Below are 12,983 nucleotides of genomic sequence, written 5' to 3'. Positions count from 1 at the left end.
TTATTTTTGGTTGTTTTTGGTTAAAATTGAGGTATAATAAAAATGGTGAAATGATGTTAAAAGAACAACGATGAGAAAAAATTTTAGCTTGTTTAGATGAGCAACACTTAGTGCTTGTTAATGACTTGATTATTAACTTACAGTTATCACCGACAACCTTACGCCGTGATTTAACGGAAATGGAACATCAAGGGTTATTAAAGCGCGTCCATGGTGGGGTTAAACTGCAAAAGGGTCGTGAATTTCGCTTAGAAGAACAATTAAATGAAAAGATTCAGCACCATGCTGAAGCAAAATATTTAATTGCCCAACAAGCAGTTAGAAAAATTAAACCAAAAATGTGTCTTTATTTAGATGCTGGTTCATCAACATTAGCGTTGATTAAATTAATGCGACCAGCGGATGACTTGGTTATTATCACAAATTCCATTTTTCATGTGGAATTACTAGCCTTAGCAGGATTTAATAACGTGTATGTCTTGGGTGGTAAGTATAAACACCAAACCGGGGCTTTAATTGGATGAGAAGCAGTTAGCACTTTACAAAAGTATCACCTTGATTGTGCTTTTTTAGGTGTTAATGGGATTAGTGGTTCTGATTTATATACAACTGATCCGGATGAAGCAATGATTAAAGCAGAGGTTATTAAGCAAGCAAATAAGAGTTATGTTCTAGCAGATAGATCAAAATTTAACGTCAAATCATTAGTAAAATTTGCTTCCCGGTCGGAAGTTGAAATTATTACAAATTAGGAGAAAGGAAGCAGTAGAAATAATTATGAAGATAATTGATTATTTTACCGAAGCAACAACCTTCTTAAAAACCGCTGCTAGTGATAAAACGGCAGTTTTTAAGACTTTAGCAACAGCGTTAGGAAATAGTAAAATTGTCACTAACGAAGAACAGTTAATTAAAGCGTTAGAAAAACGCGAAACAGAAGGCCCAACAGGAGTTGGCGATGGTTTAGCCATTCCACATTGTTCAAGTAGCAGTGTTACAAAACCAGCAATTGCAATTATGACCTTAAAAAAGGCTGTTGATTGACAAAGTTTAGATCAAAAACCAGTTGATGTCATTTTTATGATTACAACTCCTGAAAAAGGGGGCGAACAACATTTACAAGCATTAGCCCATCTTGCTAGTTTCTTAGGAAAAAGTGAAGTTGTTGCAAAAATTCGGGCAGCAAAAAGTTTTGATGATATTATCACAGCTTTTGTTGAACCAACATCAGCACAAGCAGCGAATGATTCACCAGGTGTTAATGGTCATTATGATGTTGTTGGGATTACAGCTTGTCCAACAGGAATTGCTCATACTTTTATGGCAAAAGAAAAAATGGAAGAAGCCGCAAAAGCAATGGGATTAACAATTAAAGTTGAAACGCAAGGACGCGGGGGGAACGAAAACGTTTTAACCGCAACAGATATTGCGAATGCGAAAGCAGTTATTTTAGGAATTGATAAAAAAATTACTGGGATGGACCGAATGAATGGTGTTTCATATTTAGAAACAAGTACAAAAGATGTTATTTATCATGGCCAAGAGGTAATTGGTGATGCTCTTGCAGGAAAACGGTTAACCGTTGGAAAAACCAGCAAAAGTGGTAGTGATGAAGTTGGAGAATTAAGTTTAAAAAACTTTAAAGATGTTACCAAAAACCTGCTGGGGGGGGTATCAAGAATGTTACCCTTTGTTGTTGCTGGAGGAATTATTTTAGGAATTGGATTTTTATTAGATTCTGGTAATATTGGTGGTAATTTTGGAGTAACACGTGATATTGCCGCTTGATTTTCAGGTTTAGGAAAAGTTATCTTTGGGATGATGGTACCAATTTTGGGGGCTTATGTTTGTTACTCAATTGTTGGCCCACAAGGATTATTACCAGGGATGACTGCCGGGTTAATTGCCAACGCCCCAGGGATGTTATATGATACTTCCACAAAAACAGGATGAGCTAACACATGAGGACGCTTGTTCCCTGATTCAATCTCAAACTTTAACTCAGGGTTTTTTGGAGCCTTAATTGGAGGGTATCTTGTTGCCTTTGTTGTTTATGGATGTCAAAAAGGATTTGCTCGTTTTCATCCATCAGTTCGTGGGGTTCGAGACATTGTCTTAATTCCCGTGTTAACAGCATTAGCAGCTGGAGTTTTAATGTTTGGTCTTAATATTCCATTAGGTTACTTAAACTATGGCCTAGGATTAGGGTTAAAAGCAATTGCCGATTATAATTTAAGTGCCTTAATTGGGATTATTATTGGGTTAATGATGGCGGCTGATATGGGAGGACCAATTAATAAAGCCGCTTATGTCTTTGGAACATTAACAATTGATGCAACGCAAAGTGCATATGCTGGAATTCGTTCAACAAACGGCGGAACAGTCTTTATGGCAGCAGCAATGTTAACGGGAATGGTCCCACCATTAGCATTAGCATTATGTACTAGAATATTTAAAAAATATTGAACAAAAAAAGATGTTGAACAAGGAAATACCAACTGATTCTTAGCCGCTTGTTTTATTACAGAAGGTGCTATTCCGTTTGCGGCATCAGATCCAAAACGAACAATTCCATCAATTATGGTTGGAAGTGCCGTATCAGGTGCAATTGTTAGTGGTTTTGGTGTCACTTTAGCAGCACCCCATGGAGGAATCTTTGTCTTTCCATTACTACAAATTCAAGATAATGGTAAAAACTGGTTTACAATTGGTAATCATGGTGCTTCGATTGGGGTCGCGGTTTTAATTTCCGTGATTGCTTTAATTATTGGTAGTTTAATTAGTGCCTTAATTCTTGGATTTTGAAGAATGCATGCGTTAAAAGCTAAAAAAATTACTTTAGCAGTTTAAATTAATTATTAAAAACCCAATAATTTGGGTTTTTATAATGTTAAAATAAGAAATAAAGGAGTAAGAAGATGATTTATACATTAACGTTGAACCCAGCAATTGATCAAATTATTGAAGTTCCTAATTTTCAGATAGGGGAAACAAATAAAGCAGTAGGGGAATATGATATTATTGGGGGGAAAGGAATTAATGTTGCTGTGATGTTACAGCATTTAGGTTATCCAACCACTGCCTTGGGGTTTTTGGGCCGTGATAACAAGGAAATGTTTGAACATTATTTAACAGAACAGCAAATTCCGGCTTATTTTCATGAAGTTAGTGGTAAAACCCGAACAAATATGAAAATTAAAAGCTTAGAAGTTAAACAAGAAACCGAATTAAATGGTGTTGCATTTGCAATAACCCCCGCTGATATAACTGCAATTTTAACTTTAATTAAAACAAAAGTAACAAAAAACGATTGTTTAATTATTTCTGGTTCATTACCACGGAATTGTGATCCTAATCTTTATCAAGTTATTAGTACTTATTGTCATGACCATCAAATCTTATTTGTTGTTGATGCAACAAACGATGTGTTATTATCAACTTTAGCGACAAAACCATTTTTGATTAAACCAAATTTAGCGGAATTAAATGAACTGTTTGGGACAAATTACCACTTTAAACAAGTAACAGAAATTATTACGTTAGGACAGAAACTTCGTGCTCAAGGTGCCCAAAATGTTTTAATTAGTAGTGGTAAAGATGGTAGTATGTTAATTACCAGACAAGATGTTTACTTAGCGAATACCGCAACAGGACAACTAATAAATTCAGTTGGCGCTGGCGATTCGATGGTCGCTGGTTTTGTTGGAACTTATTTAGCAACAAAAGATTATCAAACAGCCTTGTTAATGGGAATTTGTGCTGGTTCAGCAACGGCTTTTAGTCCGGGGATTGCTACTCGTGAAGTAGTTGAAAGTTTAAAACCACAAATTAAAATTACAATTTTTAAATAAAAAAAATGATATTTTAAAAAATATCATTTTTTTTATTTTATGTATATATCGCTATGACTATGTTACGTTACTTATTGTACTTACAATTCTATCAATCAGTGTACCAAAAAATTGGCAGACAGTTTGGGAAAAACTACTTTTCCCATATTAATTATATTGCTTTTTTTTTTTTTTTTTGTGATAAGTAATTATTTAATTATTTTTTTTCAAAAATGATAAATTTTGGTAAATTAATATTTTTATCTTTTTCTTAATAAAAAAGTTTTTTAATTGCAAATTAACCTAAAAATAACCTTCGCTTGGATTTAATGGTAGAATAAAAAAGAGTTTAATCACGATTGTTAAAGGGGAATATTATGGCAGAAGTTATTTTAGAACTAAAGGCGGTTAGTAAAAAATATCATCAAAAGTATGTTTTAAAAGATATTAGTTTTACAATGCATCAACACGAAAAAATTGGTTTAATTGGGGCAAATGGTAGTGGAAAAACAACCTTGAGTGAAATTATCGCGGGAGTGCGAAAAGCTAGTAGTGGGGAAATTGTTTATCATCAACAGTTAACGATTGGGATTCAATTTCAAAATTCACAATATCCCCCGGGATTAACCCCAGCAGATATGATTAAATATTATTGTGATACTTTTAAATTAAATTTAACAGCAAGTGAAATTAAAGAACTATTAAAAACCTATCAATTAACTGCGGTAATGAAAAAAAGTATTGCCAAATTATCAGGGGGTCAACAGCAACGATTAAATATTTTATTATCAGTAATTCATCAACCCCAATTAGTAATTTTAGATGAAGTTTCAACAGGATTAGATATTGCTGTTAAAGAGGTTATTTTTCAGTTTTTAGAACAAAATATTATTACTAATCAACGGGCAATGGTTTTGGTTTCTCATAATATGGAAGAAATTGAGCGGTTTTGTGATCGAATTATTTATTTAGCAGCTGGTGAAATTAAAGCAGATTTACCAGTTGCAAAAGTTGTTGAACAGTATGGTAGTGTTTTTAACTATACCAAGGAAATGTTTGAACTTGAACAAAATAAAGACTCTTTAAATTAAGAGTCTTTATTTTTTTATTGCTCCTTTGTTGTACTCCTCAGTAATCGCGTTTGCGGCTTTGATCTTTTCTTCTAAATTTGGATGAATTTTTAATAAACTACGGAAAATAATATCCGAAATTAAAATTTGCACAATTTTAGATGATAAAGCTGGAAAACGTTCATTTTCTTTGGTATGAACTTCAAAGAGAATTTTATGTTTAATATTGTATAGTTGGTCAGCGTTAGGATTGTTAGTAACAAGAGCAACATCAATCCCAAGTTTGTTTGCTAAAGTAATCACATTAATAATTTCATTGGTCTTTCCTGATTTACTAAAAATAATAATTAAGTCATCTTCGTCAACATTTTGCATGGTAACCATTAACGAATGAATACTTTCTGTTGTAAAGCAGTTGTAACCAATCATGTTTAAATTACTATGTAAAACACGACAGGCGAGGAATGAACTTCCAATACCAAAAGCGAAAATTCGCTTTTTAATGACAATATCATTAATTAAACGATCTAAGGCGTCTAAATCAATATTGTCAATTGTTTCATGGATACTATAAGAATAATAGACACGCATATTGTTAGCAATATCTTTTAATTTCATGGTTTCATTAGTTTCATAATTTTTGTTTAAAAAATTTAATCGTTCGTAAATATGCATTTGTAATTCCTTGATATTTCTAAAACCTAAATGTTTTGCCATCCGAGTAATCGTTGATTCACTAACATAATAAGCTTTAGCTAATTCAGAAATGGTCTTACTGGTAAATAATAAAGGATTTTTGATAATTTGTTCAATAACTGATAGTTCAGTATCGGTTAGGTTAGTTTTATCATATGTTAATAGGGATAACATAGAAACTCCTTTCTTTATGATTGCCATGAAAATTATTTTCATAATACCAACTATTTTTATTTTACAACATATTAAATAAATTATAAAGTAAAAAATAATTTGCTAATTTAATTAAAAAAAATAAATTATAAATTTTTAAAGAAAAATATTCTATAATAACAATATAAAATAATGAAATTCTATGAGCAGGTCTGAGTATGATAAAATTACTTTAATAGAAAAGAGTAGCACATCCAAAATGATTTTAAGTTTATCGTCACAAAATATTACATATTTAGCAATTATGCTTTTTGGTATGATTGTCGGAACATTATTATTAATTGTTTGAATTATTCAAAAAAGGCGGTTAGCAAATAGTGGGGATTACTATGCTAAAAATAATACAAAATTAGATTTGTGAACCTATATTAAGCGGAATATTGCTTTATATGGAGCATTTTTTTGTTATGTTATTGGAATATCAGCACTTTTTCTAATGGTTTCATAGAAGACAACATTATTTTAAAATTGGAGAAAATTTTATTTATAAATTTAATTTTGAAAGGAAATATTTAAAAATGAGTGAACAAGCAAAACTTAAGCCATTTGTATCACGGGCATGATGAAAACGATCAAACCAGAGGACAATGGCAACGCTAAGTAAATTAAGTAAAGCGTTCTTGTTACCGATTGCGTTGTTGCCGATTGCCGGAATTTTCTTAGGAGTTGGGGCAACAATTTCATCAAAAGTTGACCCCGCCTCAGCAGCATGATATTTTGGAAATTTTTTAAACAAAATGGGGGATATTGCTTTTGGTAATTTGCCAGTTTTATTCTGTATTTCAGTGGCAATGGCTTATACAGAAGATGCCGGAGTTGCAGCTTTAACATCAGTGGTTGGATTTTTAGTTTTTAATGCCATTCAGTTGTCATTATTAAACGAAGCATTTGCTCACATTCAATATGTTGTTGATATTGAGGGGGTTACTAATCCAATTAAAGGATTAACTGTTGATGGTTTAAAATCAGCCAGTCCAACCTTATTGACGGCTAATGAGTTATTAGATTTTATGCGAAATAGCGAAATTTATCAACGATTAGTTACTGATCCGAATGCAAAAATTGTGATTGTTAGTTCAACACGGGTAGCTGATCAATTTAATTTATTATTTTATACTGGTCAAACTTGAGCAGTACAAAGTAAATTATTAACTGCTAATTTAGGGGTTAATTCATTAAATACCGGAGTTTTTGGAGGAATTTTTGTTGGAGCGATTGCTGCTTTTGCTTTTAATCGTTTTCATAAAACACAATTACCTTCAGCACTTAGTTTTTTTAGTGGAACTAAGTTAGTACCAATTATTATGTTTTTAGCGGTAATTCCGTTAGCATTTATTTTTATGATTATTTGACCATTAATTGGGACCGGATTAGCTTGATTTGGAAATAATTCAGGAAAATTACCGGTTGGGTTGGATTCATTAATTTTTGAAATTTTTGAACGTTCATTAGTACCATTTGGTCTACACCACGTTTTCTATTCACCATTATGGTGAACCCAAGCGGGGGGGAGTATGGCCGATTTAATTGCCAATGTTTTAAAAGACCCGTTAAGTTATATTACTTTCTTGAAAGATTTACAAGGTGCTGGTTATATTGATGCTAGTGTTGATGTTGGAACAATGAGTGCTGCTGATGCAACAGTTGCAATTAATAGTTGAGTATCATCATTAAATGCTTCAACCATTTCAGCAGTTGGAGATCAAACAATTATGTATAAAGTTATTGCTGATCCAAACATTACCTTTAAAATGGTGGAACATATGGGCTTAAATCTTGGTCGATTCCAGGCTGGAAAATTCCCATTCATGATGTTTGGATTACCAGCTGCCGCAGCAGCAATGTGATTTAGTGTTCCGAAAGAAAATCGTAAGCAAGTAATGGGGATTTATTTTTCAGCAGCCTTTACTTGTTTCTTAACTGGAATTACAGAACCAATTGAATTTACATTCTTATTTGTTGCACCATGGTTATTTTATGGTGTTCATATGCCATTATGTGCAATTTCATTTATGTTAATGGGATTATTAAATGTTCATACATCGATGACAGTATCGGGAGGATTTATTGACTTTATTGTCTTTGGAATTATTCCGTTTGTGGCTGGAAAAGGAACAAACTTCTATTGAATTCTAGTCGTCGGAGTCCCATATATTCCGATTTACTTTGCGGCATTCTACTTCTGTATTAAATATGGAAAAGTTGGAATTCCTGGTCGTGATGGTAGTGCAAAACTATACACTAAAGCTGATTTAAAGGCAAAACAAGGTGGTAGTGGAACTAGAACAGCACCAGCGAAGGGTGATGCTGCAAAACGTGAAAAAGCTCGTAAAATCATTGAATTTTTAGGAGGACCAGATAATATTACTGCTGTTGATTCATGTGCTTCACGATTACGAGTAACAGTTGTTAATAGTAGTATTGTTGATCGCGATGGGATCAAATCCTTAGGAGGAAGTACCGGAATGCTTGTTCGCGGGGAATCAGTCCAAATTGTATATGGTGGAGAACAAGAAGTTATTAAACCATACATGCGAGAATTATTAGCGGAAATGCGTAAGGAACAAAAAACCGCAATTCCGAATGGACAAAGTCCAAAAACTAAATAAATTTTAAAAAACATTAATATTTTTAATTAATGTTTTTTTGTGTAAGGTCTTATAAACATAATGGACTAATTATAATATTATGATAACTTACACATTCTGAATTTTAAAATTTGTATAGGTATTTTTGATAAAATAAATTAAGATATGAGGTGAAGTTATGAACAATGACATTGGTAAAATTAAAGAGGCATATATTTTCGGAAATGGATTCGAAATTAGCTACAATGATTATTTAAGAGATTTTAATAATAATTTTATTCAATGATTTTTTCAAAAAAGCAAAAATAGTGATTTATTTGCAAAAGAAATTTTAGAAGTAACAGGGAATAATGTTAAACCTGCAACAATTGTTGCATTGTCCGAAAGAATTAAAACAGAAGGTTTAAATGATTTATCTAATTTCCAAATTGAAAGTTTTTTATATAAAGTTGGAAGTGCTATTAAAATAGAAGCGCAAGATAGTTTTGAAGATTATAATTTAGTCTTTAATGAGATAAAAACAATTTTTGGCTATTATATTGACAGATTAACTATTTGCAATTTTAACTTTTAAAAAAAATAATTTTAATTTTTTAAAGAATATAACTAAACCATTTTATGTTTTTACTACAAACTATACCTCTACAGTAAAAGAATTTTGTACAATTTGAGATAATGAATATTCATATGAGAAAAGTAAATTTTTTAAACCCGCAATTAAATTTTCATATATACATGGTTATATAAGTTCAAAATATGATAATCGAAATTATGAGAATATTCAATTAAATTTAGAAGAAAAAGATGGTAATGAACTTTTTAATAAGATATATAGTGACTGAATAAAAAATAAGAACTCATATAAAATAAACTTTAATATTTATGGATTAAATATGATTAATGACATTGGTGTAATTCGAACACTCTTTGAAATTCAAAGAAGTACAAATATTCAAATTGAAGTTACTTATTGATATTATGATAAAACTGATATTGAAAGTTTTAAAATAGAATGTGCTAAATTAAATGATCAAACAATTTATAAATATACAGGTGAAAATAAAATAATAAAACTAGCTGGAGCTAAAATTTTATTATGTGAATTTGTTGGTAGCAAAATAGTATTAAATGTACCAAATGCTAGTCAAAGTCGTTATGAATTAGAAGTAAAATTTAGTTCTGTCAGAGAGCATTCTTTATATAATGGTCTTATGAATTTTAATTTAAGTGACTTTACTACTCCAGTTGATATTCCAAATAATTTAAAACAATTTATATGAAAAGCAAAATTTGGCAATAATTTAATAGTTGCATGTCAATATCATCTATGTCCACTTTATCATGAAAAATTAAATTTTAAGGATAAAGATAAGATTGCTAATAATCAATGAACTGTTGTACCAAAATGAATAATTAAATTTGTGGATCCTTATAAGAATATTTCGAATTTAAAAACTGAATTTAAAAAAATATGTATTGATGATTTAATTATAATACATACATTTTGTTCAAAACATTATGATAAATTTTGACAAGATAATGTATTTGCTTATAAATAAATTTGCACTTATTATGATAAACTACATGATTTGTAAGTTAGTGGAATTCATAAAATTTATTTTTTTGTCTATTTTATCAAAACTGATTTTATGATAAAATTATAATATGTAAAAATGGAGTGGAAAATAATGACATCAATTTTTGAATATCCCAAACAGGAATTACAATTAGATTTAGTGGCCCATGGTTTTAAAAAGTATTTAGCAGAGCAAATCTTTGATTGAATATATGTTAAAAACATATATTCTTTTGATGAGATGACAAATATTTCAAAACCAGATCGAATTAAGTTACAAGAACATTATACAATTGAACCATTAAAAATTGCCGTACAACAGCAATCAAAAGATGGGACAGTTAAATTTTTATTTGAATTAGCTGATGGCTATAAAATTGAAACGGTATTAATGCCGCAAAGTTATGGGAATTCTGTTTGCGTTACAACTCAAGTTGGTTGTAATATGGCGTGTACATTTTGTGCATCAGGATTATTGAAAAAAACGCGGAATTTATCAACTGCTGAAATTGTCCAACAAGTAATGATGGTTAATCGTTATTTAGCAACAACGGGAGAGCGTGTTAGTCATATTGTGGTAATGGGAATTGGTGAACCATTAGACAATTTTGAAAATGTTATTAATTTCGTTAACATTATTAATGATTCAAAAGGTTATCAAATTGGCGCGCGTCATATTACAATTTCAACTTGTGGGTTAATTCCAAAAATTAGACAATTTGCTGATTTAAAAACGCAAGTAAACTTAGCAATTTCATTACATGCTCCGAATAATACAATTCGAAATCAATTAATGCCAATTAATAAAGCGTACCCAGTTGAAAAATTAATGGATGTTGTTCGTTATTATATTGAGCAAACTAATCGTCGGGTTACATTTGAATATATTTTAATTGAAGATGTTAATGATAGTCGTGAGGTCGCTTTAGAATTAGCAAAATTAATTCGGGGGTTGAATGCTTATGTTAACTTAATTCCGTATAATACCGTTGCTGAAAATGGTTATCAACGAAGTACTAAAATTAATCAATTTTTTGAAACATTACAACAACAAAAAATTAACTGTATTGTTCGTCGAGAATTTGGGCACGATATTGATGCTGCTTGTGGTCAGTTACGTGCTAAAAATGAAGGGATTATTAGAAAATAATTATGCAAATACGCTTTGGATACAAAACAGATATTGGGGCTTACCGGAGTAGTAATCAAGATTACTTTGATTTTGCAAATAATAGTTTTAATAATTATATTGCTATTGTTTGTGATGGAATGGGGGGGCATCAACACGGAGAAGTTGCTAGTAAAATGGCTGTTGATAGTTTAGTTGCCCATTTTAAACGAACAAATTTTAATAATTTAACAGATGAAGAAATTAATAAATGATTTCGGCAAACGATTTTATCAATTCAAGAGGAAATGGTTGCATATGCGCAAATTTATCCTGATACAAGTGATATGGGAACAACTGTCGTGGCGGCTTTAATTGCGAATGAAAAAGTATATGTTATTAATATTGGTGATTCACGGTTATATAAGTTACATTATGATAAAATTTATCAAATTACCACAGATCAAAATATGGAAAATTCAACGGAATATCGTGAGAAACAAGAATTAGAGTTTCAAGGTCAATATAAAAAACAGTATAATATGCATACCTTTTGAAAAGTTTTAACAAGTGCCTTAGGGCCAACTAAGACTTTAAAAATTGATACATATGTCATTGAAGATATTAAAGGACAATATTTATTATCAACTGATGGTATTCATGATTATATTGATGAAGGTGATATTGTTGAAAGTTTAAAATCAGCAAATAAACTAAATGATAAAGTTAAAATTTTAATTGATCGTGCGCTTGAAAATTTATCAACGGATAATTTAACGGGAATTATCTTTGAAATAACAGATTAAACCCTGTTATTTTTTTCTTACTGTTCGTTTTTATGTTATGATGTTTACAAGTTGAAGATAATTCAAAATAAGGGTGCGGAAGATGGAACAAATTACAGTTGGAACTATGTTATATAATCGTTATCAGATTTTAGCTAAAATTGCCGACGGGGGAATGGCCGAGGTTTTTGAAGGATATGATACGTTATTAAAGCGATATGTTGCGATTAAAATTATGGCTTTATCGTTATCAAAAAATAAGGAAGCTGTTGATCGTTTTAATAAAGAATACAATTCTATTGCCCAATTTTCCCACAAAAATGTTGTTAAGGTTTATGGGTCTTTTGAAGCTTATGATCGGCATTGTTTAGTGTTAGAATTAGTAAAAGGTTATACTTTAAAAGACCGTTTATTAACATTAGGGCCTTGTACCGTTAAAGAACTGTTATATTTTTTTGATGAAATTAATTTAGCTATTACTGAAGCGCATCAAAATGATATTATTCATCGGGATATTAAACCAGAAAATATTTTAATTTCATATGATGGCAAAATTAAAGTTGCTGATTTTGGGGTAGCAATTTTAGAAAATAGTGAGGACTTAGAATCGGGCAAAATTATTGGAACATCAAAATATATGGCCCCAGAAATTGTGCAATCAAGACCAGCTAGTCGTCGGAGTGATATTTATGCCTTAGGGATTATGCTGTATGAATTAGCGGTTGGAATGGCCCCCTTTGTTGGTAAAAATCCAACTTTTGTTGCCGTAAAACATGTTAAAGAATTACCTTTACGTCCCCGCTTGATAAATCCAGCATTACCACAAAGTTTAGAAAATGTGATTTTAAAGGCTATTGCAAAAGATCCAACAGAACGGTTTCAAACGGTTGCTGAATTTAATGTTAGTTTACAAGCAGTTGAAAATCCTGAGCACCAACATGATAAACCATTAAAATTGCGTAATTACCTTGAAGTCAAAGGAAAACGGGGTAAAGTTCAAGACCGTTATTATTCTTATCCGCGGTTTTTACGAATTAAAGTTGCTTTTTGATTAATTTTATTACTTGTCGCATTCTTAACAGCAATGATATGTCTTTGCTTGTTATTTCCGAGGTAG

General features: G+C 31.0%; 12 protein-coding genes. 11 read left to right on the top strand and 1 reads right to left on the bottom strand.

Features of this window, described 5'->3' with window-relative positions; genetic code table 4:
• Positions 1-26 precede the first annotated feature (26 nt).
• From S100390_RS04430 to S100390_RS04415, 4 genes are all read left to right on the top strand, one after another.
• Positions 27-752, top strand: coding sequence for a DeoR/GlpR family DNA-binding transcription regulator (locus S100390_RS04430; protein ID WP_231918039.1), 726 nt, complete (start codon positions 27-29; stop codon positions 750-752).
• A gap of 25 nt (positions 753-777) precedes the next feature.
• The gene (locus tag S100390_RS04425) at positions 778-2,850 is read left to right on the top strand and encodes a fructose-specific PTS transporter subunit EIIC (RefSeq protein WP_070407071.1); all 2,073 of its coding nucleotides are present in this window, start codon (positions 778-780) and stop codon (positions 2,848-2,850) included.
• Positions 2,851-2,918: 68 nt separating this feature from the next.
• Positions 2,919-3,851 carry a 1-phosphofructokinase gene (gene pfkB / locus S100390_RS04420; protein WP_070407070.1) on the top strand — a complete coding sequence of 311 codons (933 nt, stop codon included), beginning with the start codon at positions 2,919-2,921 and terminating at the stop codon, positions 3,849-3,851.
• Positions 3,852-4,207: 356 nt separating this feature from the next.
• On the top strand, positions 4,208-4,921 hold the full coding sequence (locus tag S100390_RS04415; RefSeq protein ID WP_070407069.1) for an ABC transporter ATP-binding protein: 714 nt from the start codon (positions 4,208-4,210) through the stop codon (positions 4,919-4,921).
• 6 nt (positions 4,922-4,927) lie between these two features.
• Here S100390_RS04415 and S100390_RS04410 read toward each other — a convergent pair whose 3' ends face one another.
• Positions 4,928-5,770, bottom strand: coding sequence for a MurR/RpiR family transcriptional regulator (locus S100390_RS04410; RefSeq protein WP_070407068.1), 843 nt, complete (start codon positions 5,768-5,770; stop codon positions 4,928-4,930).
• Between the two features lie 238 nt (positions 5,771-6,008).
• Here S100390_RS04410 and S100390_RS04405 point away from each other — a divergent pair, with 238 nt between their 5' ends.
• From S100390_RS04405 to S100390_RS04375, 7 genes are all read left to right on the top strand, one after another.
• Positions 6,009-6,257, top strand: a complete 249-nt coding sequence (locus S100390_RS04405) for a hypothetical protein (protein WP_070407067.1) — start codon at positions 6,009-6,011, stop codon at positions 6,255-6,257.
• A 70-nt stretch (positions 6,258-6,327) separates the two neighbouring features.
• Positions 6,328-8,418, top strand: coding sequence for a PTS transporter subunit EIIC (locus S100390_RS04400; protein WP_070407066.1), 2,091 nt, complete (start codon positions 6,328-6,330; stop codon positions 8,416-8,418).
• Between the two features lie 157 nt (positions 8,419-8,575).
• Positions 8,576-8,971, top strand: coding sequence for a hypothetical protein (locus S100390_RS04395; RefSeq protein ID WP_070407065.1), 396 nt, complete (start codon positions 8,576-8,578; stop codon positions 8,969-8,971).
• A gap of 319 nt (positions 8,972-9,290) precedes the next feature.
• A complete protein-coding gene (locus S100390_RS04390; RefSeq protein ID WP_070407064.1) occupies positions 9,291-9,956 on the top strand; it encodes a hypothetical protein in 666 nt (221 codons plus the stop codon).
• A 129-nt stretch (positions 9,957-10,085) separates the two neighbouring features.
• Positions 10,086-11,123, top strand: a complete 1,038-nt coding sequence (gene rlmN, locus S100390_RS04385; protein WP_070407063.1) for a 23S rRNA (adenine(2503)-C(2))-methyltransferase RlmN — start codon at positions 10,086-10,088, stop codon at positions 11,121-11,123.
• A gap of 2 nt (positions 11,124-11,125) precedes the next feature.
• A complete protein-coding gene (locus S100390_RS04380) occupies positions 11,126-11,887 on the top strand; it encodes a PP2C family protein-serine/threonine phosphatase (RefSeq protein WP_070407062.1) in 762 nt (253 codons plus the stop codon).
• An 82-nt stretch (positions 11,888-11,969) separates the two neighbouring features.
• Complete coding sequence (locus S100390_RS04375; RefSeq protein ID WP_070407061.1) at positions 11,970-12,983, top strand: serine/threonine protein kinase; 1,014 nt, start codon at positions 11,970-11,972, stop codon at positions 12,981-12,983.

It is taken from the genome of Spiroplasma sp. NBRC 100390 (assembly GCF_001886495.1).
Classification (GTDB): Bacteria; Bacillota_I; Bacilli_A; order Mycoplasmatales; family Mycoplasmataceae; genus Spiroplasma.
Note: the sequence above shows the minus strand (reverse complement) of the source record. Positions and strands in the feature narration are given on the sequence as shown.